This window comes from Nesterenkonia pannonica (assembly GCF_019575955.1).
GTDB classification, from domain to species: domain Bacteria; phylum Actinomycetota; class Actinomycetes; order Actinomycetales; family Micrococcaceae; genus Nesterenkonia; species Nesterenkonia pannonica.
On the sequence record NZ_CP080575.1, the window covers coordinates 279,463 to 303,290 of the forward strand.

The window sequence follows — 23,828 nt, forward strand, 5'->3', positions numbered from 1 at the left end:
GTATGTTCACCGGGTTCTATGGGGAGCTCCATGAGGAGTTCCGTGAGGTTGTCCGTGAGTTCGTGACCCGCGAAGTCGCCCCCACTACAAGGAGTGGGACGCAGCGCACATGATGCCGCGATCCCTGTGGGAGGCAGCCGCGGAGAACGGGCTGCTCGGCCTGGCGATCCCCGAGGAGCACGGGGGCATGGGCCTGACGGACCTCAGGTTCCGGATGATCATCGACGAGGAGCTCGCCCGCGCCGACTGCCTGGCCGTGGGCCTGGCGTTCCACCTGCACGACCACTGGGTGCTGCCCGCCGTGCTGCAGTTCGGCACTGATGAGCAGAAAGAGACCTGGCTTCCCGCTTCATGGATGCCAGCCTCATCACCTCCGTCGCCTTCACCGAGCCCGGGGCCTACTCGGACCTGCGCAGCATCCGCACCAAGGCGGAGAAGAACTCCGACGGCTCCTGGACGCTCAACGGGCAGAAGACCTTCATCGGCAACGGAATCAGCGGCGACGCCGCCCTGGTGCTCGCCCGCACCGGGGAGTCCCACTCACTGTTCCTGGTGGAGAAGAGCGGCAATCCCGGCTACCAGTCGGGCTAAGCAGCTGGACAAGATGGGGCTCAAGGCCTCCGACACCGCCGAGCTGTTCTTCTCAGACGTTCACATTCCGGCCAGCGGGCTCATCGGCGAGGAGGACCGCGGACTGGAGTACGCCAAAGCCGTGCTCCCCGAGGGGCGGCTGGGCCTGGGAGCCGCCGCCGTCGTCGTGGCTTAGCGCCGTGCTCGACGCGACCCTGACCTACGTGAAGGAGCGAGAGGCGTTCGGCCAGCCGATCGCAGGGTTCCAGAACACCCGGTTCCAGCTCGCCGAGACCTCCGCCCAGCTGGAGGCCGCGCAGCGCCTCGTCGGCGCCGCAGTGGAGAAGCACAGCGACGGCAGCCTGAGCCAGACGGACGCCGCGAAGCTGAAGCTGCACGCCTCCGAGTTCGCCAAGCAGGCGGTGGACACCTGCCTGCAGCTGCACGGCGGCTACGGCTACATCCTCGAATACCCGGTCGCTCAGGCGTTCCTGGCGGTGCGGCTGATGACGATCTTCGGCGGCACCAGCGAGGTGCTCAAAGAGACCATCGCCCACGACCTGCTCGGCTGAGCCGAAGCCGCCTCAGAGGTTGGCGCGGATGAGCGCGGCCAGCAGAGCCGTGCGCGGAGCGATGTAGGCGGAGAGGGCATGCTCGTGCTCGGCGTGCGCGCCGTCGCCCACAGCTCCCAGCCCGTCGAGGGTCGGGATGCCCGCCGCAGCCGTGTAGTTGCCGTCGGAGGCGCCCCCACCTCGCGGCCGGCAGGGACGTCGATGCCCAGCTCCCCGGCCAGCTTCTCCGCCTGCCTGAAGAGCTGCTCGCCCGCGGCGCGCTCCATCGGCGGCTTTCGGATGCCCCCGGTGACCTCCACCCGGGTCCCTCCACAGGGCTGGTGAGGGCACGGATCTGCTGATCCGTCCGCTCCTGCTCGGCCACGCTCGTCGCCCGGCCGTCCACCGCGACGGTGGCAAGGTCTGGCACCGTGTTGGTCGTGGTGCCTGCGGAGATGATGGTGGGAGTCACGGTGGTTCCGGCCTGGGGGTCGCCCAGCGCCTCGATGTGCGGCAGCAGCCGCCCCAGGGCGATGCCGGCGTTGATCCCCTTCTCAGGGTCCAGGCCTGCGTGGGCTGCGCGGCCGTGCACATGCACCTGCCAGTCCGCGGTCCCCTTGCGGGCGATCTTCAGGTCGCCGCGCTCGCCGATGGCGCCCTCCATGACAAATGCTGCGCGAGCGCTCCGCCCCTCATCGAGGAGGAGCCTGCGCCCGGTGGCTGAGCCGACCTCCTCGTCGCCGGTGACCACGATGCTCAGCCCGGTGAGGTCCTCGCCTACCTCCTGGAGCAGTGCGGCCGCGTGGATGGACATGACCACGCCGGTGAGCATGTCGAACACTCCGGGCCCGCGGAGGACGCCGTCTTCGTGGGCGAACGGCTTCCGCGCCAGCGTGCCGATCGGCCACACGGTGTCCTGGTGATTGACCAGCAGCACCCGTGGGTCGGAGGAGCCGAATCGGATGCGCACGTGGGTGACGCCCTCGTCCGTCAGGGTCTCTGCGGTGACCCCGCCCGTCTTCAGGTCCAGCCGCTCCGCTGCCAGCTGCGCCACCTCTGCGGCGCCGCGGGCCACCGCCTCGTAGTCGCTCGAGGGGCTCTCGACCTCCACCAGCCGCGGATGTCGGCGAGCATCTGCTCAAGCCGCGCGTCGGCGGCCTGACGCAGGGGACAGCGGTCGGCTCAGCGTCATTCATGCCGTCCAGCCTAACGGGGCGTGCCGACACGGCTGGGCGCAGGCCTGCGCCCCTCAGGCCGCGGAGAGGCTGTGGCGTTCATGGGCGCGAGCCTGGTGCTGCAGCGGCACTGTCCAGGTCTCCCCGGGCTGCAGCGTCTTGTGCTGGCCCTCGACATTGACGTCGATCGGCTCCGCCGAACCTTCGGACAGATTGAGGACGACCTTCTCGTGGTCGATGCGCACCACGATGGGCTGGTTCCGGTAGCGGATACGGAAGCACATCTCCGGCACCTCGTCCGGCAGCAGGGGTGCAGCCAGAGGGCGTCCGACCGGGTCTCCACCCCGCCGTAGCAGCGGATGACCATGTCGACGGTGCTTAGCCATGGCCCCCAGGTGGATGCCTTCGCGGACCGTGCCCCCTGGGTGTCTGAGATGTCGGCCTCCAGAGCCTCCTTGAAGAGGTTCCATGAGCCGCCGCGGTCGAACCTGGCCGCCACCCAGCCGTGCACCAGCCGGGACAGTGTGGAGCCGTGCGAGGAGCGGGCCAGGTAGTACTCGACGGTGTGGCCGAATTCGTCCATCGTGAGCTCATACCCCATGTGTTCGAGCGCGTCGATGAGCTCCTGGGCCGAGAAGATGTAGCAGAGCATGAGCACATCGGCCTGCTTGGAGAGCTTGTACCGGTTGGTGGCGTCACCCTCGGCCTGCAGGATGAGGTCCAGCCTGCCGATGTTCCCGTACTTGGCGCGATAGCCCTCCCAGTCGAACTCGAGCAGGTCTCCGTACCCGTCGAACTGGCTGATCACCCCGCCGTCGTGGAAGTGGATCCGAAGCCGCTGCGACACCTTGTCCCAGTGGTCCAGCTCGTCGTCGTAGATGTCCAGCCACTCGGAGAGGGGTCGTCGCGGTCGTCGAGCTCACGGACCAGCCCTGCTGTGTGCCGCAGAACCCACGAGGCCAGCACGTTGGTGTACGCGTTGTTGCGCAGCCCCGAGCCGGGCGTGTCGGGGTAGCCGTCGTGATACTCGTCGGGCCCCATCACTCCGTCGATGTCGTACCGGTCCGCCTCGGCGTCGTACTGGGCCATCGAGACGAAGAACCGGCTGACCTCCACCAGCATCTCCCGCCGTAGTCGGAGAGGAAGGTGTAGTCCTGGGTGACTTCGAAGTACCGGATGACCGAGTAGGCGATCGCCAGGAGACGTGCCGCTGCCGGTGGGAGTTGTCGGGCATCCACTGCTGGGAACGGGGTTCCACAGCTCTGTGGGGTCTCCTCGCGGCCGTCCGAGCCTGCCTGCCAGGGGTACATGGCGCCTTCGTACCCTTCGGCCGCTGCCATGGCGCGGGCTTCGTCGAGTAAGCGGTACCGGTACATCAGCAGCCCGCGCGTGAGCTCCGGCCGTCGAAGAGTCAGCATGGGGTACATGAACATCTCATCCCAGAAGAGATGGCCGCGGTAGCCCTCACCGTGAAGCCCGCGTGCGCCCAGAGAGGCGTCGAGGTCGTGACGCGCGCCGTAGGCCGTCTGCAGGACGTGGAAGATGTGAAGATTCAGGGCCAGCTGCTGGCGGCCGTTGGTGCACCCGTCCTCGGCCTCATTGCCCAGGGACACGGCGAAGCGGTGCCACAGGGCGCCCCACAGCTCCTCCTGATAGCTCAGCAGCGATCGGAAGCTCGGCGCCCGCTGCACGCGCTTGACCGCGTTGTGCCATACCGTGCTGATGGCGTGGTCGTGGGAGTTCGACGCCGCGGCGATCTTCTCGATCCGCACGGGAACACCCGCGTCGAGGCTCAGCGAGATGTCGTGGTTACCACCAGGTCCCCTCCATGACGGGTAGGCGCATCGGCGTGGTCTTGCCGGGTGTGGTGACGGAGGTGCGAGCGGCCACCGCGATCTGAACCTTCGACTGATTGGTCTCGGTCTCCAGAAGCACCGTTTCGCCGTCCACCTCGCGCGAATCGACCGGCTCGATGTGATTGCTTAGCGAGCTCGCGATCTGCGGCGACGTTGCGGTTGGCGACGCGGCCGTCGACCATCGATCGGATCCCCACGTTGCCGGACCAGTTCTCGGCCTCGAGCTTGACCTCCATGCACCCCAGGTGAACGTTGGCCAGGGCTTGGAACTGCCGGATGGTGACCTTGGTGCGCCGGCCGTGCAGATCCTCGTATCGCGCCACGCGAGTGTGCAGGCCGCGACGCATGTCGAGCTCCTGGAAGTAGTCGACCAGCTCCGGGGATCCGGGCAGCAGCGGCGTGCTTACCTCCGGGGTGACCTGCAGGAATGTCCAGTCCGGAATGTTGACCATGTGCTCGGTCTCGACGGTTCTGCCCATGATGTCGGTCTGCAGCCGGTTGAAGACCCCAGCCATGTAGTTGCCGGGGTAGTGGCTGGCGTCGGCCGAGGTGCCCGGGTAGGACCCTCAGGTGCCCCAGTAGCCGTTGGCCGTGGCCGTGAGCGTCTCCCGGGTGGGCTCCGCGGCCGGATCGAACTCGTCGTAGCGCAGCACCCACCTGGGGTCGAAGGGCCGGGTGGTCCTGGTCTCCAGCTTCGCGACCGCGAGGTCCTTCACGACGATGTCGGCCCCGCCCTCCTTGAGCCGCTTCGGGTCATCGCCCCGGTTCAGGCCCACCACCATGCCGAAGTCGCCCGCGCGCCCGGCCTGGACCCCGGAGACTGCGTCCTCGATGACGATGGAATCCTGAGGCTCCACGGCCAGCAGCGCCGACGCGTGCAGGAACATGTGCGGCGCGGGCTTGCCCGGCAGGCCGAGCTCTGCGATGTCTGAGCCGTCCACAATGACGTCGAAGCAGTCGATCAGCCCGGCGCGGCGGAGCACCTCGCGGCCGTTGCGCGAGCTGGTCGCCAGCGCAATCGGGATGGAGTCTCTGCGCAGCCGCTCGATGAGGGTCACGGTGGTGCTGAAGGTGTCCACGCCGTCGCGGTTGAGGACCTCTTCGAAGTACCCCTGCTTGCGCGCCGCCAGGCCGTGCACCGACAGGGTCTCCGGCGAGTCCCCGGTAAGCCCTCACGGACGGGCAGCCCGCGGGCGCTGAGCAGGCTGCGCACGCCGTCCTCGCGCGGCCGTCCGTCCACATAGTTGAGGTAGTCCTCCTCAGTGAACTCCGGCTGCGGCGCGTGGCGATCTCTGGCAGCGCGGCGTCGAAAAGCTCCTTCCATGCCGTGGCGTGGACGCCGGCGGTGTCGGTGACGACCCCGTCCATGTCGAAGATGACGGCGCGGAAGTGGCGGAGGGCGTGCCTCTTCGCCTCTGCGCTGTGGCGGAAGGGGTTCTCGAAGGGATGCATGTGGAGCCTCAGACGTCTCTGCGGATCGGGATCTGCTTCGGTCAGGGTTGTGCTTCTTCATCATCCTATGCACTGGTGCTCCATGCCGCCCTGTGATGCGCGCCACCGGGTAGAGTCAGGCCCGTGGCGCGACGAGCAAAGATTGAGCTGACCTTCAGAGAGGTCACGGGCACGTCGTCGAAGAAGAATGTCGCCGCCGGCACCGTGGTGGACTGGATCGACAAGACGGCCTACGCCTGTGCGGCCTCCTGGACCCGCGCGCAGTGCGTGACCTCGTACGTGGGGAACATGCACTTCACCCGGCCCGTTCCTCGCGACACCCCGTACGGGTGCAGGCGCGGGTGGTCCACACCGGCCGCCGCAGCGTCCACATCCAGACCAGAGTCCTCTCCCGCTCAGAGGGTCGTGGAAGGTCTGCACCGAGTGCTTCATGATCTACGTGGCGGTCGGCGAGGACGGCGAGCCGGTCGAGGTGCAGCCCTTCGAGCCCTCCACGGAGCTGGAGACCCGCCGTGACGTCGACGCTGCCCGCCGTATGGACCACCGCAGGCAGATTGAGGATGAGATCCGCGAGCTGCCCGAGTCCATGGGCGACTCCGAGGCTCTGACGATGCGGTTCGTGGCGGACACTGAGGAGCGCTACCCGGACGGCAAGGTCCGCGGAGGCACGGTGATGAAATGGGTGGACCTGGCTGCGGAGATCTGCGCAGAGCGCTTCAGCGGCCACCGGGTCACATCGGTGCTCACCGGCGGGGTGCGGTTCTACCGCCCCATCAAAGTGGGGATCTGGTCGAGGTCGAGGCGCGCCTGGTGCTCACCGGGAGCACCTCAATGCACGTGCTGGTCCGTGTCAGGGGCGGAGACCGCACCGAACGACGACCGGAGGACGTCGCCTACGGGCTCCCGGTGATGGTGGCGCTGAACGAGGACGGCTCCGCGATGCGCATCAGCCGGTGGGAGCCGATCTCGGATGAGGACTACGCGGTGGCGGAGAAGGCCCGGCGCATACGCGACCTCCGCAACGCGACGCTGCTGACGCCCAGCCCCGACCCCATGTGAGCCCCGTCCCTCCCTCAGCCCCGCCGTCGGATGACCCGAGAAGATCATTCGAAAGGCTGAGTACGTCGTCAGGGAGGGGCCGCTAGGCTGACCGGCGTGAATGAACAGCAGTCGCCCGGACCGCATGCCCCTGCCCCTCATCAGCCGTACTACGGGGCCCAGCCCGCGGACGGCGGGCACCCGGACAAGTACGCGGTCAGGTACCCGGCCAAGGGGCTTCCGACCCGCCTGTGGGGCCAGCCGGACTCCGACCCGGGTAGCTCTCATGGTGGGATCTGCTGACCGCCATCCCCTATTTCGGGTTCTTCCTCATCGGAACCACCATCCTCACGCTGGTGATGAACGCCGCGGGTGTGGACCCCATGGGCGGGGTGTCGCTCAGCGACGAGGACTACATGATGCAGTTCGCGGAGAACGCGGTGATCTTCGGGATCCTCCTGGCTCTGATCCTGCCGCTGAACCTGAAGGCCCTCATCAGGAGCTTCCGGGTGTTCACGCACAGCGGGCTGGCGTTCCTCAAGCTGCTCGCCGTACCGGGCCTGTGGCTGGTCACGATCGTGGCCAACCTGATCATCACTCTTCTGATCATGGCGATCTTCGGCCAGGAGCCGACCACCTCAGAGAACCAGGTAGGCCTGGAAGCCATGATGCAGGTGGTCCCGTTCTGGGCCGCTCTGCTGCTGTTCGGCATCGTGGTGCCCTACATTGAGGAGTACTTCTTCAGGCACCAGCTGGTCGGCAAGCTCTCCACCAAGCTCAACATCTGGGTCTGCGCGGTCATCTCGATCCTGATCTTCGCAGCCGTCCACGTGACTGCAGAGCTGGTGACCGGGGACCTGATGCTGATCATGACCTCGCTGTTCACCTATCTGACGATGTCGATCATCATGACGCTGGCATACATCTTCAGCGGACGCTCGCTCGCGTTCGCCTGGTTCGTCCACGCGTTCAACAACATCGTGGCCGTCTGCAGCATGTACTTCCTGCTTCCCTATGTCGACGACTTCGCCGTCATCCTCTTCTGAGGTGAGCCCCGGCACCGTCGCGGGCCATCAGGAGGGCTAAGCCGCGCTCCCTGCCCCGACAGATCCTGGCCCTAGCCGTCCCCGCACTGGGGGCCCTGGTGGTCGAGCCGCTCTTCCTGCTCGCCGACACGGCGATCATCGGCCGTCTGGGCACCGAGCCCCTCGCCGGAGCCGCCCTCGGCACCACCGTGATGCAGACGGTGGTGGGGCTGATGATCTTCCTGGCCTACTCCACCACTCCGGCGGTCGCGCGGTTCCTGGGGGCAGGAAAGCACGGACGGGCTCTGGCGGCCGGGCGCGACGGGGTATGGCTGGCCGTCCTCCTGGGAACAGGGCTGGCACTCGTGCGCGGCGCCTTCGGCCGAGAGCTGCTGAGCCGCATGGGAGCCGACGCCGCAGTGCTCGACCACGCCTGGGCGTATCTGCTGTGGTCCCTTCCCGGACTGCCCGCGATGCTGCTGGTCTTCGCTGCCGTGGGAACCCTCCGCGGGCTTCAGGACACCAAGACGCCGCTGGTCGTCGCCGGGGTCGGCTTCACGGCCAACGCGCTGCTCAACCTCGTCCTGGTGCACGTGCTGGGCATGGGTGTCGCGGGTGCGGCCCTGGGCACCTCAGCAGCGCAGTGGGGAATGGCCATCACGTACCTGATGATGCTCGCCCCCAGGCTCCGGGCCCACGGGTGTCCTCATGCCCGACCCCTGGGGCTGCGCAGCGCATGCACTGTGGGCGGGTGGATGTTCCTGCGGACCCTGTCTCTGCGTGCGGCGATCGTGGCCACCGTGCTGGCGGCCACAGATCTGGGCCCGGAGGTCCTGGCGGCGCACCAGGTGGCCTTCGTCGTGTTCTCCACCATGGCCTTCGCCCTCGACGCGCTCGCCATTGCTGCGCAGGCCCTGATCGGCCGCGAGCTGGGAGTAACCGGAAGCAGGACGCACAGCGGATGACGCGGCTGATGATTCTGTGGTCCTTGGGCTTCGGCGTGGTGACGGGGCTGGTCGTCGCGCTCTCCGCGCCGTGGGCGCCGCTGCTCTTCACACCCGACGAGCAGGTCGCCGCAAGCATCACCGTGGCCCTGCTCGTCCTCGCGGCGTCGCAGCCTCTGGTAAGCTTCGTGTTCATTCTCGACGGGGTGCTCATGGGCGTAAACGATGTGGCTTACCTGGCTGTGGCGGGCCTGGTCACACTGGGCATCTACCTGCCGGTGCTCTGGTGGGTCTCCGCGCTGGGCCATGAGGGACCTGCCGGGATCCTGTGGCTGTGGATGGCGTTCGCCGTGGTCTTCATGGGCGCCCGGGCCCTGACCCTCGGACTGCGCATCCTCACTGACCGCTGGATGCGGCTCGGAGAGCCCGACCGGGAGCGCCGTCCGCGCTGATCGGAGGTCCCGCGCAGAGGTCCTGCGCCCCGAAGCGCCTCAGGACGGCGTAGAATCTCGGCCGTGTCCGTGACCAGAGTTCCCGTCGAGACCGCGGCCGCCCTGCAGCGGCCCGTGTGGCTTCGTGCCGCCTTCACCGCCGCCTTCGGCATCTTCGCCACCTTCTGGACCGGCAACGAGGATCTGATCGGCCTGTGGGGTGACAACGCGTTCTTCATCGGCAAGGTGGTCATGGCCGCCTTCTTCATCGTGACTGCCTCCATGGTCTGGGAGTACGCCAAGAGCTCGCATGTGCCCCAGCGCCTCCGGACGATGCTGGCCGCGGGCGCTGCCCTCTGGACCCTGAGCGGTGCAGTGCTGGTGCTCATGGGCGCCAGCTGGGCAGTCGCTGTCGCCGTTACGCGTACCTGCTCGCCATGGGAGCCCTCGAGCTCATCGGAGGGGCCCTGGTGCGCGGAGAGTTCGTGCTTACCCGGGACCACATGACGGTGGGAGGTGTGACCGCCCTGACCGGGATCGCCCTCTTCATCTGGCACGGCCCGGATCTTCATGTAGTGGCTGGCACTGCGGGCATGGGAATGATCCTTGCCGCGGCACTGCTGCTCATCAGTGCTGCGGGGCTGACGTACGAGGCCCGTCGGAGCTGAGAGCGAAACGGTCGCACTGCTCCTTCTACGAGCAGTAGAATGATGTGGCCCCGAAACACCGTCCGATTGGAATCTGCACGTGTCCGATGATCAGAGTAGCGCCGCTCCTGCTTCAGTCGGTGAAGGCTCCCTGATCTTTTCGGGGATCCTGGGGGCAGTCGCTGCGGCCGTGGTGTTCCTGGCAACCTCCGGCGGCACGGACAACCCGCGCGTCGAACAGGGCGGGGGCGATATGGGCGGCCTCAGCTCACCGGTCAACCTGGCCCTGCTTGCCTTCGGCATCGCCTTCATTGCCGCGCTGCTGCTGGTCTCTATGCTTCAGCTGGCGTCGCGGGAGAACCCGGAGGAGCTCAGCCAAGGCTCGGGGGTGAACCAGAACGCCGAGGAGCTGTACCGCCAGCAGGTGGCGCAGCGGCGTGAGAAGGAGCGCCGCCGAAAGCAGGAGGAGGCCCGCCGTGAGCATGGCGAGCCCCCTACGGACGGGACGCTGAGTAGCGCCTCCGGCCTACTTCTTTTCTTCTTCTTCGACTTTTTCCCGGTTTCGGCGCGGGCGTCCATCAGCTCAGTGCGCATCTGATCGCGGAACTCCTTGGCCGCCACGGCGGACTCCGACGTGGGCTGCTCGATGGCCGCGGCCTTCTCCGCCGAAGACGGCTTGTTCAGCTTCGGCTCCCTCGGCAGATCCTCCTGCGGCGCCTGCGGAGTCGCCGCAGCAGGGCGGCGGCCGTTGCGCACGGCTGCCTGTCGCGCCCGGTAGGCGCGCACATGCGCTCGGTTCGCACAGTTGCCGAAGTCGCAGAACAGTTTGGAACGGTTCCGGGTGAGATCGATGATTGCGGCCTCACAGTCCTCGCCCTTGCAGATCCGCATGCGCGCGGTCTCCTCCTCCACCACCAGCCGGGTCAGGGCTGCGGCCATGGTGGCCGTCATGATGTCGCCGAGCTTCTTCGACACGGGAACGGGAGCCTGCCGGAACGGCGGCTCCGTCTTGCCCCGGTTCTCGACCTTCTCCAGCCGGGTGCCCACGCCGTGGAGCAGGTCATTGATCTGCTCCATCGGCCTGCCGCCGGTGACGGGGGCCTGGTGCCAGATCTGGCGGAGGGCGGTGCGAAGCGCTCGCGCCTTCTCCAGCTGGGGCGGTCGACAGTCGAGGTGGGCCAGCCGAGGCCCGGATCCTGTTGGCCTGAATATCGTTTCAGGTCCTCCACTGTGGTCAGAGTGTCAGACGTTTCGTGATTGCTTCGGAGACCCGCCTCTGTATTGATGAGCTCGGCGGCCGCGCTGAGGGCGCGGTTGATCTCGGGTTGAACATGCAGCCTCTCCTGCCGATTCGGCGTGACCGGCCAGGTGCGACGAGCCGGTCACGCGGTGCAACGTAGAAGCATCTGCAGACGGGTAACGGCCGTCGGGGGCAGACGCTTGTGCACAGAGTGTACTCGAGAGTAGGGCTGGCTCTCCGCAGCGGCGAGGGCCGTCAGGGAGACAGGAAGAGTCCGCGCATCCGTATCAGCGAGGCTCGGATGTTCGCGGCGTTGTCCTGGAATACTCCGGCAGCCTTCAGTCCGGCGCGCACCGGCGGCAGCTGCTTGGCCGCGTCGAACGCCTCGGTGACGATCACGTCCTCGCCGTCCGGTTCGATCTCCCACCGCCAGCGGTGGCCTGTGGGCTGCTTCCATTCGAGCACCCGCTGATGCTCAGACCGGGTCACGCGCAGCGGAAGCCTGTAGGGGATGCCGAACCTGCGCATGTGCACGCTGAAGCGGTCGCCCCGGCGCAGCTCCTCGGGTCCGATGGCCTGGGACTGAACGGAGCCGGAGCCGTCGAACTCGTGGTGCCGGTGGGGATTGGACACTAGGGCCCATATCTCCTCGGGGAGGCGGCGATCCGGATTCGCGCGCCGACGGCGTGCTTGCCGAGGTTCAGTGCCAGCGGAGCTTCGTCGTCGTGCATGTCTGTGACATTACCCGGGCACCTCGACCCGGCGATAGGCCGGGGATGATAATTATTGGTGATGAGCTTGTTGGGCACGCACGGCAGAGCCAGAGAGCTTGCCGCCAGGGCAGCCGTCGAGGATGCCGAGCACCACGCCCACGCCACCGGCCCTCAGGCGGAGTCGCACGCTCGGCTCCAGGTCCTCATCGAGTCCAGAGCCATCTGGTCGCTGCTCCTGGGAGCGGTCATCGGACTGCTGGTGGGCTTCGTGGTCTTCCCGGGGAGCGGCCTGCGCTGGCGGGAAACGACGACATGTCCATTCAGTTCTACGGAGCTGTGGTGGGCGGAGTCACCGCAGGCATGGCCTTCATCGTCGGATGGTCGCTGAACACCCGCATGGCCAATATCTGGATGGGCCAGCGCCCCGCCCTGCAGCAGGTGATCGACACGTTGTCCCTCGTGGTGATGCACAGCTCGATCGCGGTGATGGCCTCGCTCGGGATCTTCCGCGTCTTTCAGGAGGCCTTCATCGGCCTGACGGTCGACCACATCGCCGGATCGGTGCTGCTGGGACTGGTGGGTGCCGTCAGCGGCTACTTCGCCTTCAACTCGGGAGCCCGGCTCACAGCGTTCTCCCTGTCGACGATCCTGGCGATCTTCATGGCCAGCGGCATTCTGATCTCCACGCTCTTCGCGGAGAATCCGTACTGGTGGCACGTCATGTTCTCCGAGCTGGGAACCGGACAGGTGGCACCACCAGCTTCTGGACGTTCAACACCACGCTCGTGGTGTCGGGGATCATCATCACCACGCTCACGGGCTTCATCAGCCGGGACCTGCGACTGTGGGCTGAGGCAGCCCGGATCAAGGTCGGCAGACGCATCGCTCAGCGGCAGCAGCGCGCCGAAGAGGGCTCGCGCGCAGCGGCGGTGACCGCCCGGGTGTCCAACAGTCTCGACGCGCACTTCTGGAACCCGCGGATCGGTGTGGTGCGTGCCTGCATGGTCGGCATGGGGGTCTCGCTGGCGGGCATCGGCCTGATCCCGATCAGTCTCCACCACGACGGCCATGTGGTCGCCAGCGCCGGGTTCGCCCTGTTCTTCCTCATTCTGCTGGTGGGCATTCCGTACTGGCTGCCGGGCTTTCCGAGGTCGTTCTATCTGTTCAGCTACGTTGCCGCGGGGCGCTGATCTTCTCGTTCGTCCTGTGGATTCCGATGGACTACTGGAATCTGACCTCCATGGAGCTGGTCGGGGCGGCCATTCTGTTCAGCTGGCTGGTGGTGTTCATCCGCAATATTGCCGCTCAGGTGGAGCGGGTCCGAGCAGTAGGCTAGGGGCTATGGCATGGCGCGCCGCAGTAGTGGGGTCCGGTCCCAATGGTCTCGTGGCTGCGAACCGCCTTGCCCAGGTAGGCGCTGAGGTCACGCTCTTCGAGGCCGATGAGGCGGTGGGGGTGCGCTGCGTTCGGCTGAGCTGTTCGGCGAGGGGCTCATCAGTGATCTCGGCGCGAGCGTGCATCCGCTCAGCATCGCCTCCCCGCCTATGACTCGGTCCTGGAGCGCAGCCCTGACTGGGCTCATCCCGCCATACCCGCCGCTCACGGGATAGACGGCGGCCATGCGGCCCTGCTGCACGCCTCGATGGAGGAGACCGCAGCGGGTCTCGGGTCCGACGGCGGCCGGTGGAAAGCCCTGGTCGGTCCTCTGGTGCGGCAGTGGGAGGACGTCCGCAGGGGCGCTCTGGTCCCGCCCACTCGCCCGTTCGCCTACCGGTACGACGATCTGACCCGCGTCACCGACGACGTGCCGCTCTCGGAGCGCCTGGACGGGCTGCCCTTCGGCAGCGGGGCGATGCTCGGGAGGGTATGCGCTGGCGCAGCTGGGGCTGCAGGGCGCCCTTCCTGCGCGCACTGTGGACAGGCTGTTCGCCCGCGAGGAGACCCGTGCCCTCTTTGCGGGGCTGGTAAGCCACTCCTCGGCGGCGCTGAGCAGCATGATGACCTCGGCGTTCGGCGTGCTCTTCGGTGCGGCCGCGCACGCCAACGGTTGGCCGGTGGTGCGAGGAGGCTCCCAGCAGCTGGTCAATCAGCTGGTTGAGAGCCTGGTGCAGCGAGGGGCCGCATCGAAACGGGGTTCTCGGTGGAGTCGATGGCGGAGGCCGACCTGCCTGCGGGACGGGTGAGGACGCGCCGGGACGCGAGGCGCCGCGGCTACACGCTCGCCGGGTCCGGAGGGGGATCGCCCCGCGCCGCCGAGGACGTCTATGACGTGGTGGTGCTGAACCTGACGCCGCAGCAGCTGCTGCGCATGGACGGCCTGGAGATGCCGGAGTGGCTGCGTCGCCGTCTCGGCAGGTGGAAGTACGGACCGGCCGCAGTCAAGGTGGACTACCTGCTCGACGGGCCCATCCTGGAGCGATCCCCGCATGGCTGAGGCGGGCACGGTGCACCTGGGCGGCTCTGCCTCTCAGATCGCTGCTTGGGAGGCTGCTGTTGCCCGCGGCGTGGTTCCCGGACGTCCCTACGTTCTGATGGCCCAGGCGGGAGCGGCGGACGACACGCGCACCCCGGACCATCGGCAGACGATGTGGGCCTACGCGCATGTGCCGCAGGGCCTCGACGCCTCGGCTGCCCAGCGGACGGTGCGCATGATCGAGGAGGAGATCACGAGCCAGGCCCCTGAGTTCGGCGATGTGGTCCTCGAGCGCAGGGTCTGGAGCCCCGCGGACCTCGAGGAGTGGAATCCCAACCTGGTGGGCGGCTCCATCAGCGGCGGCCTGCCGATTCTGGGGCAGATGGTCGCTCGTCCGCGCCCGATGCGGCCCTACGCGCTGGGCCCGGAGGGCGTCTACCTGTGCTCCTCATCGACGCCCCGGGCGGCGGGGCCCACGGCATGGGCGGGTTCAATGCGGCCACCGCGGTGCTCAGGGATCTCGGGCTGGAGCACCGCGGCTCGTAGGTTCCTACAGCCCGCTGACGGCGAGCATACCGGCCACGACGAGCATCGTGACTCCCACGAGTGTGTCGATGATGACCCAGGTGCGGGGGCGGTTGAGCACACCGGCGAGAGCCGAGCTTCCTGCGCCCAGGGCCGCGTGCCACAGCACGGAGGCTGCCACGGCGCCCGCTGCGAAGGCCCACCGTCCGTCTCCGAAGCTGTTGGCCATGGTGCCCAGCACCACCACTGTGTCCACCAGGGCGTGCGGGTTCAGCAGCGACAGGGCCAGGCCGGTCATCAGCACCGCGGAGACCCGTGAGAGGGCGGGTGCGGCGGCGCGCTGGAGGGTGGCCGTTCCGCCTCGCGGCGTCTCCGCCGGGGCGTGGGAGTGAGCGTCCACGGCGGGCATTTCGCTGGTGAGGGCCTCCTCCACGGTCTCGCTGCGCTGGTCGGCGTCGGCGCCGGCGCGTGAGCGCCAGGCGGACCGGAACGACTTCAGGGCGAACCAGGTGATGTAGGCGACGCCCACCCAGCGCAGGACGTCGAGCAGCCACGGGGCCGCGTCGAGCGCGACTCCCACGCCGGCGACCCCAGGGCGATCAGGGCGATGTCGCCGATGAGGCAGGCGGTCACGGCCAGGGCCACTCGGTCTCGGCGCAGTCCCTGGCGGAGCAGCCACGCACTCTGCGGGCCGATCGCCACGATGAGGGCCATGGTGGTCAGGAATCCGGTGAGCAGAATGGTCATGGGCATCATCCTGGGCCCCGGGACCCTTTCCGCACCAGCTCACAATTCTTCAGCATCTGAAGCTATGCTTCATACGATGAACACTGATCATCTGCGAGCATTCGTCACCGCCGTGGACGAGGGGACCTTCAGGGCCGCCGCGGACCTGCTCAGAGTCTCCGGCTCGGCCCTCTCCCAGCGCATCAAGGCCCTGGAGCGCGAGGTCGGGCACGTGCTCGTCACCAGGACCGTGCCTGTGCGGCCCACCGCGTCAGGCGAGCAGATGCTGCGGATCGCCCGCCAGACGCTCCTGCTGGAGGACGAGGCGCGGGCCGCCCTGGGATTCCAGTCGGCGGAGGCCCAGCCCGTGACGACCATCAGCATCGCGGTCAACGCCGACACCCTGGCCACGTGGTTCATCCGGGTCCTGCAGGAGGCGGCCACCTGGGACGGTGTCGAGCTGCACCTCCACACGGAGGATCAGCAGCACACCCATGAGCTGCTCCGCAGCGGGACCGTGGCCGCGGCGGTGGCGGATCATCCCACTCCTGTCTCCGGGTGCGTCTCCGAGCCTCTGGGCACGATGCGGTACTGGCCGGTGGCCTCGGCCGAGCTGCTGGACCGTCACCGGCGCGAGGACGGCACCGTGGACTGGCGGCGCGTTCCGCAGGTGGACTACAGCATCCGGGACAACACTCAGCGCGCCGCGCTCGCCGGACTGGGCGTCGGCTCGCCTGCGATCACGCACCTGGTGCCCAGCGTGCAGGCGTACAACGCTGCGGTGGGGCACGGCCTGGGGTGGGGCACCATTCCGGATTCGATGCTGCCCCGGGGTGCGCGAGGGTGCGCATCGGGACCTGCAGGTCATTCCGGAGCTGGCCCCGGAGGAGGTGCAGCTGCACTGGCACCGATGGTCGACCAATGCCTCTCACATGCACCGGCTGACCGACGCGGTGCGCCGCGCCGCAAAAGTACTTCAAATCTGAAGGAATTGTTCGGCGGTCTCGGCGGTTGAGCTGACTATGACGATCAGCAACGAACGCCGCACTGACCACTTCGAGTTCGGAATCCACACCTTCGGGGACGTGACCAAGACCCCGGACGGCTCCCGCACCCTCTCCCAGCCCGAGGTGCTGCGCAACGTCGTGGAGGAGGCGCGCATGGCTGACTCGGTGGGGATCGATGTGATCGGCATCGGCGAGCACCACCGAGCCGACTACGCGATCTCAGCCCCGACGTCGTGCTCTCGGCGGTGGGCGCGGCGACCGAGCGGATCAAGCTGATCAGTGCCGTGACGGTCCTCTCCTCCGACGACCCGGTGCGTGTGTACCAGCGGTTCGCCACGATCGACAGGATCACCGGAGGCCGGGCTGAGGTCTCCCTGGGGCGAGGAAGCTTCATCGAGTCCTACCCTCTCTTCGGCTACGACCTGAGCGACTACGAGAAGCTCTTCGAGGAGAAGGTGGACCTTTTCGTCAAGCTGCGCAGCGAGGGGAAGGTCAGCTGGCAGGGCGAGACCCGAGTAGCCTGAAGAACCAGGAGATCTTCCCCAAGACCGACCACGAGAACGGGCTGCCCACATGGATCGCCGTCGGCGGCACCCCGAACTCGGTGGTGCGGGCTGCCCGCCACGGCGTCGGACTGGAGCTGGCGATCATCGGAGGCGCCCGCCGCGGTTCGCGCCCATGGTCGACCTCTACTACCGGGCGCTGCAGGAGTTCGGCCACGGGCAGGACTTTCGCGTGGCGAGCCACTCGCACGGATTTGTGGCGGAGACGGATGAGAAGGCCAAGGAGATCTTCTACCCCTCCTGGGCGGATCTGATGGCGCAGCTGGGCAGTGAGCGAGGATGGGGCGGGGCCGCCCGGGACGCGACCAGTTCGAGCAGGAGATCCAGCACGGCGCCCTCTTCGTCGGGTCCCCGGAGACTGTGGCCGACAAGATCGTCCGCACCAAGGAGGCTCTGGGCCTCACCCGCTTCGGCCTGAAATACGGCAACGGATCCCTCGCGCACGAGCACATGATGGAGACCATCGAGCTCTACGGCTCGAAGGTGAAGCCTCTGGTGCTGGAGAAGCTCGGCGACTCAGCCCTTTCAGGACACGCGGACCGCACGGCCAGCGTCTGATAAGACTTTCGTTGTACGCTCCGGCGCGTGTCTTCCTCCGAAACTGACGAGCGCGACGTCGATCATGAGAATCAGGGACAGGATGAGGTCCACGAGGCCCAAGGGGATCGTGCGCATCGAAAGATAGCCATCTACTCCGACCCGGGGCGCACGTCCCTGATCATGCGGAAGATTCTGGACGAGCAGAACCGTGACTGGGCGCAGGAATACTCAGTCGAGCACGAACAGGTGCTGATCCCGCTGCGCAAGGACGGCACCCTGGACCTGGACACCGCTCAGCAGTGGGCGCGCGACTCTGAGGCGGACATCACCGTGGTGGTCACCGAGGTGCCGCGTACCGCGGGCCGACGGTCCAAGACCACGGAGCTTCACTTCCAGGAGAAGCTGGCCGTCATCTCACTGCCCGCCCTGGGGCCCGTCGGCTGCAGAGGCGGGCTGAGATTCCAGCTCAACGGCGCCGTTCGTGCGCTGATCCACGAGTCAGCGGATGAGGCGCGCGTCAAAGGCGGGCTCATCAACCAGGTCCGGGACCAGCGCGGCGAAGACACCGTGTACATCAACCCGCGAGCACCTGTGCCGAGCCGCATATGGATGCTCATGGGCATGGTGGTCGCCAATGAGCCCCTGTGGTCGATGCTGAAGCTGTCCAAAGTGTTCGCGGTAAGCGTGGCCACGGGCGCCTTCGGCGTCTTCTTCACCACGATCTGGGAGATGTCCAACGCGCTGCCCTGGTGGCGGCTTGCGCTGGCCAGCATCATCGCCGTGACGGCGATGGTGGCGTGGCTGATCGTGTCGAACCGGCTGTGGGACCGTCCCGCCGACTTCGGCGGCGGCGCGAGGCGATGGTCTACAACGCCTCCACCGTGCTGAGTCTGCTGGTGTCGGTGACCTCGCTGTACCTGGTGCTCTTCTTCACCATCCTTGCCATGGCCCTGATGCTCATCGATCCGGGCTTCCTGGCGGAGTCGGTCGAGGACGCCGATGGTGAGTTCATCAACTACGTCGAGATTGCCTGGATGGCAGCGTCGATGGGCACCGTGGCCGGAGCGTTCGGCTCCAACTTCGACGACAACGTGGCGATCAAGGACCTGACCGAGGGCTCCAGAGAGGCCCAGCGTTACCCCGCGACGAGGAGCAGAGCTAGCAGCGCCGCCGATCGCCTCACCAGCGACGGCGGTCCAACAGCGGTCAGCTGATGACGGAGAGCAGCCAGATCGTGAGCGCGACAGAGAAAAGCCCCACAGGATGATCGATACCAGCATCCACGCCATCACGTTGTGACGGCTGGCGCCGAAGCTGACCATCAGCGGCGCAGTGAGCTGGCTGGGCAGGGCAAAGGGCCCCAGAATGGCGACGCCGGGCACGCCGTACTTGTCCAGGAGCCGCTGGACCTTCTCCCGGCGCCTGCGCTTCTTCTCGGGCACCGCCTCCGGGTCCTCTCGGCTCAGCGCCGCGGTGCGCAGGCCATGGGTCATGTACACCAGAGCGGCCACCGCGATCGCGTTGCCGAGGACGGCTGAGACCAGCGCCGCCCACCAGGGCATCCCTGCAATGATCCCGAAGAAGGGCCCCGTATAGGACTCCAGCCACGGGACGGCAGAGAGCGCGGCGACGCCGAGCCACTGCAGCGCTTCGGGCAGCCCGTCGACCCAGTCCTGCAGCCCTTCCATCCACGTGCCTTCCACAGCTGCTCTGCTGCTGATCCATGTCGTCATGGTCATCATTCTGCCGAGTGCTGCAGTCCCCGTCGTCATCCCTGGGGCGCATTCCGGCAGTCATCAGAAAGGCGTAAGCGATGCACGCCTGCGGGCTGAGGCCCTGAGGCCCTGAGGCCATTCTGCGGCCTACGCTGGCGAGCATGCTCAGCAGATGGCGCCGCAGCCGCAGGCTCAAGAAGGTCAGACCAGGAGACGGCCATGAGCTGAAGGCGTACCGCTGGTGGCAGCCGCTCTCCAGATCCATGTTCCACCTGCGCACCGCCGCTCCCGATGAGCCGGGCGGTGTGGTCTACACCGTCGACGTCGACTTTTTCGACTTCAGCAGCTACTCGGGGCCTACCGGGCCAACGTCTACCGCAACGGCGCCCATCATGCCTCCGCGGACCTGTAAGCGAGCTTTCCGGTGGAGGGCGGTCAGATCGAAGCGGCCGCGAGCTTCGCCGGGCTCAAGCGCATCCACTATGTGCCGCAGGGCGTATCCGCGAAGGACGGTCAGCTGCTCACGCCGGACCCCCAGTCCGGCGAGGGGCTTCGTGCTGCCCTGGGACGCCGCGCACCTGCTCTGAGCCGATGGTTGGGCCGCGCCGCCGTCGCGATCCTGATCACCGCTCTCCTCCTCAGGCTGCCCCAGACCGTGGAAGCCGTGACGGCGATCCCATGGGCGGCGGAGAACCTCGGCACGTTCGAGTCCCCGCTGCACCTGCTTACCTGGGCGAACACCACTCTGGTGGTCGCCGCTGCTCTGGCAGCCGTGGAACGTGCCCTGACCATGCGCCATCATTGGCTGCTGGACGGTGACGCGGGCCTCTGGGACGAGTGAGCGGCCCCGAGCTGCCTGGGGCCTGAATATGCCTTTGCGCCGTGGTCCGGGCAGACTGGCACCCATGGAAAGAGCCTCCGAGTCGGTGCTGGGCGCCCTATGGAAGTCCTCTCACCCGGGCCCGACCCTGGTGGTGACGGCCCTGGCGGGCCTCCTCGCGGTCAGCGCCGAGCTGGAGCTCTGGCGCGGAGCCGTGCTCACAGCGGCCGTCTTCGCCGGGCAGCTGTCGGTGGGCCTGTCGAATGACGCTCTGGACGCCGAGCGGGACCGTGCGGTGGGCCGCACGGACAAGCCGATCGCCCGGGGCGTGATCAGCGTGCGGACGGCCTGGGCCGCCACGTGGACGTGCTTGGCCCTCGCCCTGCTGCTGTCAGCCCCGCTCGGCGTGGGACTGCTGCTCGCCCACGCGGTGGCGCTTGCCTCCGCCTGGAGCTACAACGCCGGACTGAAGGCCACCCCGCTGTCTGTGCTGCCGTACATGGTGACGTTCGGCATCTTTCCCTCGCTGCTGGCCCTGGCCGCGGAGTCCGCCCAGTTCGCCGGGGCGTGGGTGTGGTGCACCGGTGCGGCACTCGGTGTGGCGCTGCACTTCACCAACGTCCTTCCCGATCTGGATGACGACGCCCGCACCGGCATTCGCGGACTCCCGCACCGCCTCGGCGGACAGATCTCTGCCGTCAGCGCCTCAGCGGCGGTCGTGGTGGGTGCCGCCGCCGCCACGCTCGGCCCGGCCCAGTGGAATGCTGCCGAGGTGCCCGTCGTCTCCTGGGCTCTCTGCGCGGCGGTCATCGTGCTCGCCGTCGTGACCGTCGCTGTGGGACGAGGGGTCCGCGCAGGACGGCTGCAGTTCCGCCTCGTCATGCTCGCTGCCCTGATTCTGGCGGTGCAGCTCATTCTCTCGGGCGGCTCCCTGACGGCCTAGCGCCCGGTCAGGAGTGGGCGTCGAAGCCCATGGCGTAGGCGTGAGCGAACAGACGGCCGGAGCCGGGTCCCAGCATCGTGCGGACCAGCTGCTTGCGCGCGAACTGCACCGGCGGTGAGGCCCGCCGTCCGAGGCGCGTGTTGAGGCTTGCCAGCGCGGCAGCCCGCCTGGCCGAGCTCAGACGATCCTGCTCCCAGGCTCGCAGATCAGCGTCAGGGGACGCCCCGGTATGCGTCCAGCGGGCCAGCAGCGGCGCAAGCGCTGCGGCGTCGAGCAGGCCGAGGTTCATGCCCTGCCCGCCGATGGGGCTGACCTCATGGGCGGCGTCGCCGATGACGAGCAGCTAAGCCGTTGCGCATGCGGGGGCGACGAACCGCCGGACCCCGAACGCCCGCACCTGCTCAGGATCTGCGGCTGCCCGGTGGCCGCTGAGCAGCTGGGCCATGCGCTCGGCTTGGGCGGCAGGCTCAGCCGAGCTGCCGGGGGCATCCCATGCGACGAAGCGCCGCCGTCCGCCGGGGAGGGGGAAGGATTCGAGCACCCCGTGGGATTCGAGGTGGATGACTGCCGCTGCCTCGTCCGGCCCGTCACCGGCTTCGGCGTCGACCATGAGGTAGCGGTCCGGATACTGGTGCGCCTGCGGCTGGGAGTAGACGAGGCTTCGTGAGCGGGCGCCGCCGGTGAGCACCACCAGAGGTGCTGTGCGCTCAGCCGGCGTCGGTGCGGATGCCGACGTGGTCGTCGCGGGAGTCAGCTGCTGCACGGGCGTTCCGCGCTCAGGCGGGGAGCGGCGGCGCCCAGGACCGCCTCGGTCGTCTCCTGGGGCAGCGTCGCCACAAAGGGGAACCGGCGCTTCAGGGCGTCGAACTGCACGGTGCCGAGGAGTAGTACCGCGCGAGCCTCGCCGGTGCGGACGCGCAGGGCGTGCTGCAGAAGCTGCTCGGTGACCCCGGAGGGCTCCATCGCGGACAGAGTAGGCGGGTGGATCCCTATGGCCCTGCTGCCGGGGCCCGGCGTGGGGCGCTGTTCGAGCAGGTGGACGTCCACCCCCAGCCGCTGAAGCTCAGCGCTGAGCAGCAGGCCGACGGGACCGGCCCCGATGACGATGACGTCAGGCACCGCCGGCGCTTCCGCGAGGACTCGGAAGGAGCAGCTGCGGTGACCGTCCATGGGTCCCCGAGGGCGCGGCTGAGTTCGGCCGGGGTGTAGCTGCGCCGGATGGACCGCAGCCCGTCCGTCCGCAGGAAGGTGCCGGGGCTCACCGGTGTGATGCCCGCGGCGAAGAGCGCGTAGGCCAGTAGGCTGCGGGCGATGTCATTGTGCAGGACCAGTCCGGTGGCGAGCAGGCGGGAGGTGTGTGCGAACTGGTCCAGCTCGGCGGCGGGGATGTGGTGGATCACGTGGTTGGTGAGCACCATGTCGAAGGTTTCTCCGCAGTCCAGCAGCGTTTCGGCCTTCGTGCAGAGGAATCGGACGGTGGGGGCTGGTCCGCCGTGGCCGCCCGGTGCGCTCGGGGTCGGGGTCGGCGCCGGTCCACTCCACATCGAGGCCGTCCTTGTCCGCGAGGCGGAGAGGCGCCTCAGCACGTCGCCGCCGCCTGACCCAAGGTCCAGCACGCGTGAGCGCCGTCCGGTGCTCTGCAGGAACGGCCGGATGTGTGAGCGGTAGATGGTGTCCCACCCGGAGACGGCCCGGTTGACCAGTCGAAGCGCCGGAACGTGGCGTCCAGGCGCTTCGGATCGCAGTTCAGGTCGTCCATGAGCTCCTGCAGGTGCTCGTCGCGCTGCGCCAGGAAGGGCATCGTTCTCAGCTCACCGGGTGCAGGAGGGCGGATTCCACGGTGAGCCCGGGCCCGAAGGCCAGCGCGGCGATCGGCGCGGAGGGTGGGCTGCTCCATGATCCGCCGGAGAATGAACAGGATGGTCGCGCTGGACATGTTCCCGTAGTCGCGAAGCACCGAGCGGGAGGAGTCCAATGCTTCGGGGCTGAGCTCGAGCCCCTTCTCGACGCGGTCCAGGACGCTGCGGCCGCCGGGGTGCACCGCCCACGTGTGGGGCGGGTGCGTCTCGCCGACCAGGCGAGCGACGGCGGCGCGAATCTCGCGGCCGATGATGCGGGAACTTCGGCGGAGAGCTTCATCTCGAAGCCGTGGTCGCCGATGGTCCAGACCATGTCCGCCTCCCCCTCGTCGGTGAGGGCTGTGGCGAAGCGGCCGAGCGCAAGCCCGCCGCTGCGTCCTCGCCCGGAGTCAGCGGTGACCACGGCTGAGGCGGCGCCGTCGGCGAAGACGGAGGAGGCGACGATCTGTTCGGGGTCGCTGCTGCTGCGAATGTGCAGTGAGCAGAGCTCCACGCTGACGACCAGCACGACGGCGTGCGGCTGGGAGTCGGTGATGTGCGCGGCTTGGCGCAGAGCCGGGATCGCCGCGGCGCATCCCATGAACCCGAGGTGGCTCCGCTCTGCGGTCGCGGGAGGCCGAGGTCGCGGATCAGCCGGTAGTCAGGCCGGGGGCGAAGAACCCGGTGCAGGAGACGGTGATCAGATGGGTCACCTGGGATGCCTCGAGCTGCGCCTGGTCGAGGGCGTCCTGGGCAGCGTCAAGGGCCAGCGGCGTGGACTCGCGGCGGTAGGTCTCGTTGCGTGTGCCGGTGCTGGGCCTCAGCAGCTCGTCGCCCTCCTGGGTGTAGACGCCGTCGGCCTGACCGTGCAGACCGGGCAGGACGGTGTGCCGGGTGCTGATCGCTGCAGCGTCGAATGCTGCCCCGATCAGGCGCTTGGTCAGGGGGCGGCATCCGGCTGACCTGCGAAGAAGGCCCGCAGCCGCTCTTGGGGCAGGGCGGCACCGGGGACGGCGGTGCCGATGGAGACGATGCGCGCAGTCATAGGGCCACTACATCACGAGTTCGACGGGTTTCCCATGAGAGCGCACCGCTC

Annotated in this window: 35 protein-coding genes and 5 pseudogenes; 22 read left to right on the plus strand and 18 right to left on the minus strand. The window is 68.1% G+C overall.

What is annotated here, in order from left to right:
- The first annotated feature begins 2 nt into the window (after positions 1–2).
- Positions 3–1,142: pseudogene (locus tag K0H76_RS02120) on the plus strand (acyl-CoA dehydrogenase family protein).
- On the opposite strand, the gene K0H76_RS02125 reads toward K0H76_RS02120, so the two are convergent.
- The 8 genes and pseudogenes from K0H76_RS02125 to K0H76_RS02160 form a co-directional block, all read right to left on the minus strand.
- The gene (locus K0H76_RS02125; protein WP_258934289.1) at positions 1,108–2,232 is read right to left on the minus strand and encodes a M20/M25/M40 family metallo-hydrolase; all 1,125 of its coding nucleotides are present in this window, start codon (positions 2,230–2,232) and stop codon (positions 1,108–1,110) included. The pseudogene K0H76_RS02120 and the gene K0H76_RS02125 overlap by 35 nt on opposite strands.
- A gap of 138 nt (positions 2,233–2,370) precedes the next feature.
- Entirely contained in the window at positions 2,371–2,580 is a 210-nt protein-coding gene (locus tag K0H76_RS02130) for a hypothetical protein (protein WP_258935305.1), read from the minus strand.
- Between the two features lie 95 nt (positions 2,581–2,675).
- Positions 2,676–3,143: pseudogene (locus tag K0H76_RS02135) on the minus strand (HAD family hydrolase); the annotation flags it as partial.
- The gene (locus K0H76_RS02140) at positions 3,101–3,385 is read right to left on the minus strand and encodes a hypothetical protein (RefSeq protein WP_258934290.1); all 285 of its coding nucleotides are present in this window, start codon (positions 3,383–3,385) and stop codon (positions 3,101–3,103) included. The gene K0H76_RS02140 and the pseudogene K0H76_RS02135, both read right to left, overlap by 43 nt.
- On the minus strand, positions 3,337–4,068 hold the full coding sequence (locus K0H76_RS02145) for a hypothetical protein (RefSeq protein WP_258934291.1): 732 nt from the start codon (positions 4,066–4,068) through the stop codon (positions 3,337–3,339). Before K0H76_RS02145 ends, K0H76_RS02140 begins: the two co-directional genes overlap by 49 nt.
- A 20-nt stretch (positions 4,069–4,088) precedes the next feature.
- Entirely contained in the window at positions 4,089–4,667 is a 579-nt protein-coding gene (locus K0H76_RS02150; protein ID WP_258934292.1) for a hypothetical protein, read from the minus strand.
- A gap of 51 nt (positions 4,668–4,718) precedes the next feature.
- Positions 4,719–5,291, minus strand: coding sequence for an HAD-IA family hydrolase (locus tag K0H76_RS02155; protein ID WP_258934293.1), 573 nt, complete (start codon positions 5,289–5,291; stop codon positions 4,719–4,721).
- 543 nt (positions 5,292–5,834) lie between these two features.
- Positions 5,835–5,975 carry a hypothetical protein gene (locus tag K0H76_RS02160; protein ID WP_258934294.1) on the minus strand — a complete coding sequence of 47 codons (141 nt, stop codon included), beginning with the start codon at positions 5,973–5,975 and terminating at the stop codon, positions 5,835–5,837.
- 59 nt (positions 5,976–6,034) lie between these two features.
- Here K0H76_RS02160 and K0H76_RS02165 point away from each other — a divergent pair, with 59 nt between their 5' ends.
- From K0H76_RS02165 to K0H76_RS02195, 7 genes and pseudogenes are all read left to right on the plus strand, one after another.
- Positions 6,035–6,514, plus strand: coding sequence for a hypothetical protein (locus tag K0H76_RS02165; protein WP_258934295.1), 480 nt, complete (start codon positions 6,035–6,037; stop codon positions 6,512–6,514).
- Complete coding sequence (locus K0H76_RS02170) at positions 6,514–6,663, plus strand: hypothetical protein (protein ID WP_258934296.1); 150 nt, start codon at positions 6,514–6,516, stop codon at positions 6,661–6,663. The genes K0H76_RS02165 and K0H76_RS02170 overlap by 1 nt, the downstream gene beginning before the upstream one ends.
- Positions 6,664–6,759: 96 nt before the next feature.
- Positions 6,760–6,945 (plus strand): hypothetical protein, encoded by a 186-nt coding sequence (locus tag K0H76_RS02175; protein ID WP_258934297.1) that lies wholly within the window; start codon positions 6,760–6,762, stop codon positions 6,943–6,945.
- A gap of 56 nt (positions 6,946–7,001) precedes the next feature.
- Positions 7,002–7,688 (plus strand): CPBP family intramembrane metalloprotease, encoded by a 687-nt coding sequence (locus K0H76_RS02180; protein WP_258934298.1) that lies wholly within the window; start codon positions 7,002–7,004, stop codon positions 7,686–7,688.
- A 26-nt stretch (positions 7,689–7,714) separates the two neighbouring features.
- Positions 7,715–9,063 (plus strand): annotated as a pseudogene (locus K0H76_RS02185) (MATE family efflux transporter).
- Positions 9,064–9,126: 63 nt separating this feature from the next.
- The gene (locus K0H76_RS02190) at positions 9,127–9,549 is read left to right on the plus strand and encodes a hypothetical protein (protein WP_258934299.1); all 423 of its coding nucleotides are present in this window, start codon (positions 9,127–9,129) and stop codon (positions 9,547–9,549) included.
- On the plus strand, positions 9,513–9,710 hold the full coding sequence (locus K0H76_RS02195) for a hypothetical protein (RefSeq protein ID WP_258934300.1): 198 nt from the start codon (positions 9,513–9,515) through the stop codon (positions 9,708–9,710). Before K0H76_RS02190 ends, K0H76_RS02195 begins: the two co-directional genes overlap by 37 nt.
- A gap of 318 nt (positions 9,711–10,028) precedes the next feature.
- Here the strand turns inward: K0H76_RS02195 and K0H76_RS02200 are convergent, their stop codons facing one another.
- Entirely contained in the window at positions 10,029–10,766 is a 738-nt protein-coding gene (locus K0H76_RS02200; protein ID WP_258934301.1) for a CGNR zinc finger domain-containing protein, read from the minus strand.
- Positions 10,767–11,184: 418 nt separating this feature from the next.
- Entirely contained in the window at positions 11,185–11,562 is a 378-nt protein-coding gene (locus tag K0H76_RS02205) for a dimethyladenosine transferase (RefSeq protein ID WP_258934302.1), read from the minus strand.
- 168 nt (positions 11,563–11,730) lie between these two features.
- On the opposite strand from K0H76_RS02205, the gene K0H76_RS02210 reads away from it, so the two are divergent.
- The 6 genes from K0H76_RS02210 (at position 11,731) to K0H76_RS02235 (ending at position 14,076) form a co-directional block, all read left to right on the plus strand.
- Positions 11,731–12,030 (plus strand): hypothetical protein, encoded by a 300-nt coding sequence (locus tag K0H76_RS02210; protein WP_258934303.1) that lies wholly within the window; start codon positions 11,731–11,733, stop codon positions 12,028–12,030.
- Positions 11,982–12,575 (plus strand): hypothetical protein, encoded by a 594-nt coding sequence (locus tag K0H76_RS02215; RefSeq protein WP_258934304.1) that lies wholly within the window; start codon positions 11,982–11,984, stop codon positions 12,573–12,575. The genes K0H76_RS02210 and K0H76_RS02215 overlap by 49 nt, the downstream gene beginning before the upstream one ends.
- Positions 12,572–12,832 carry a hypothetical protein gene (locus tag K0H76_RS02220; protein WP_258934305.1) on the plus strand — a complete coding sequence of 87 codons (261 nt, stop codon included), beginning with the start codon at positions 12,572–12,574 and terminating at the stop codon, positions 12,830–12,832. Before K0H76_RS02215 ends, K0H76_RS02220 begins: the two co-directional genes overlap by 4 nt.
- Before the next feature lie 151 nt (positions 12,833–12,983).
- The gene (locus tag K0H76_RS02225) at positions 12,984–13,190 is read left to right on the plus strand and encodes an NAD(P)-binding protein (protein ID WP_258934306.1); all 207 of its coding nucleotides are present in this window, start codon (positions 12,984–12,986) and stop codon (positions 13,188–13,190) included.
- Between the two features lie 365 nt (positions 13,191–13,555).
- Entirely contained in the window at positions 13,556–13,825 is a 270-nt protein-coding gene (locus K0H76_RS02230; protein WP_258934307.1) for a hypothetical protein, read from the plus strand.
- A complete protein-coding gene (locus K0H76_RS02235) occupies positions 13,792–14,076 on the plus strand; it encodes a hypothetical protein (protein ID WP_258934308.1) in 285 nt (94 codons plus the stop codon). The genes K0H76_RS02230 and K0H76_RS02235 overlap by 34 nt, the downstream gene beginning before the upstream one ends.
- Before the next feature lie 529 nt (positions 14,077–14,605).
- Here K0H76_RS02235 and K0H76_RS02240 read toward each other — a convergent pair.
- Both K0H76_RS02240 and K0H76_RS02245 read right to left on the minus strand, forming a co-directional pair.
- On the minus strand, positions 14,606–15,160 hold the full coding sequence (locus K0H76_RS02240; protein ID WP_258934309.1) for a LysE family transporter: 555 nt from the start codon (positions 15,158–15,160) through the stop codon (positions 14,606–14,608).
- Complete coding sequence (locus tag K0H76_RS02245; protein ID WP_258934310.1) at positions 15,076–15,327, minus strand: hypothetical protein; 252 nt, start codon at positions 15,325–15,327, stop codon at positions 15,076–15,078. The genes K0H76_RS02240 and K0H76_RS02245 overlap by 85 nt, the downstream gene beginning before the upstream one ends.
- Positions 15,328–15,403: 76 nt before the next feature.
- Here K0H76_RS02245 and K0H76_RS02250 point away from each other — a divergent pair, with 76 nt between their 5' ends.
- The 8 genes and pseudogenes from K0H76_RS02250 to K0H76_RS02285 all read left to right on the plus strand — a co-directional run bounded on the left by K0H76_RS02250 (position 15,404) and on the right by K0H76_RS02285 (position 20,894).
- Entirely contained in the window at positions 15,404–16,321 is a 918-nt protein-coding gene (locus K0H76_RS02250) for an ArgP/LysG family DNA-binding transcriptional regulator (RefSeq protein ID WP_258934311.1), read from the plus strand.
- Between the two features lie 7 nt (positions 16,322–16,328).
- Positions 16,329–17,434 (plus strand): annotated as a pseudogene (locus tag K0H76_RS02255) (LLM class flavin-dependent oxidoreductase).
- A 27-nt stretch (positions 17,435–17,461) separates the two neighbouring features.
- Complete coding sequence (locus K0H76_RS02260) at positions 17,462–18,304, plus strand: hypothetical protein (protein ID WP_258934312.1); 843 nt, start codon at positions 17,462–17,464, stop codon at positions 18,302–18,304.
- Positions 18,277–18,630 carry a hypothetical protein gene (locus tag K0H76_RS02265; protein ID WP_258934313.1) on the plus strand — a complete coding sequence of 118 codons (354 nt, stop codon included), beginning with the start codon at positions 18,277–18,279 and terminating at the stop codon, positions 18,628–18,630. Before K0H76_RS02260 ends, K0H76_RS02265 begins: the two co-directional genes overlap by 28 nt.
- Before the next feature lie 118 nt (positions 18,631–18,748).
- Positions 18,749–19,012 (plus strand): hypothetical protein, encoded by a 264-nt coding sequence (locus K0H76_RS02270; protein WP_258934314.1) that lies wholly within the window; start codon positions 18,749–18,751, stop codon positions 19,010–19,012.
- Positions 19,013–19,108: 96 nt separating this feature from the next.
- Complete coding sequence (locus K0H76_RS02275; protein ID WP_258934315.1) at positions 19,109–19,264, plus strand: hypothetical protein; 156 nt, start codon at positions 19,109–19,111, stop codon at positions 19,262–19,264.
- Between the two features lie 291 nt (positions 19,265–19,555).
- On the plus strand, positions 19,556–19,972 hold the full coding sequence (locus tag K0H76_RS02280; RefSeq protein ID WP_258934316.1) for a hypothetical protein: 417 nt from the start codon (positions 19,556–19,558) through the stop codon (positions 19,970–19,972).
- A gap of 64 nt (positions 19,973–20,036) precedes the next feature.
- Entirely contained in the window at positions 20,037–20,894 is an 858-nt protein-coding gene (locus tag K0H76_RS02285; protein ID WP_258934317.1) for a UbiA family prenyltransferase, read from the plus strand.
- Between the two features lie 7 nt (positions 20,895–20,901).
- Here K0H76_RS02285 and K0H76_RS02290 read toward each other — a convergent pair whose 3' ends face one another.
- The 6 genes and pseudogenes from K0H76_RS02290 to K0H76_RS02315 all read right to left on the minus strand — a co-directional run bounded on the left by K0H76_RS02290 (position 20,902) and on the right by K0H76_RS02315 (position 23,777).
- Positions 20,902–21,183, minus strand: coding sequence for a hypothetical protein (locus K0H76_RS02290; RefSeq protein ID WP_258934318.1), 282 nt, complete (start codon positions 21,181–21,183; stop codon positions 20,902–20,904).
- 54 nt (positions 21,184–21,237) lie between these two features.
- Entirely contained in the window at positions 21,238–21,657 is a 420-nt protein-coding gene (locus K0H76_RS02295; RefSeq protein ID WP_258934319.1) for a hypothetical protein, read from the minus strand.
- Positions 21,645–22,001: an FAD-dependent monooxygenase gene (locus K0H76_RS02300; protein ID WP_258935306.1), complete on the minus strand. Its 357-nt coding sequence runs from the start codon at positions 21,999–22,001 to the stop codon at positions 21,645–21,647. Before K0H76_RS02300 ends, K0H76_RS02295 begins: the two co-directional genes overlap by 13 nt.
- The gene (locus K0H76_RS02305) at positions 21,884–22,510 is read right to left on the minus strand and encodes a methyltransferase domain-containing protein (protein ID WP_258935515.1); all 627 of its coding nucleotides are present in this window, start codon (positions 22,508–22,510) and stop codon (positions 21,884–21,886) included. The genes K0H76_RS02300 and K0H76_RS02305 overlap by 118 nt, the downstream gene beginning before the upstream one ends.
- Positions 22,474–22,695, minus strand: coding sequence for a hypothetical protein (locus tag K0H76_RS02310; RefSeq protein ID WP_258934320.1), 222 nt, complete (start codon positions 22,693–22,695; stop codon positions 22,474–22,476). The genes K0H76_RS02305 and K0H76_RS02310 overlap by 37 nt, the downstream gene beginning before the upstream one ends.
- Before the next feature lie 5 nt (positions 22,696–22,700).
- Positions 22,701–23,777 (minus strand): annotated as a pseudogene (locus K0H76_RS02315) (type III polyketide synthase).
- Positions 23,778–23,828: the final 51 nt, after the last annotated feature.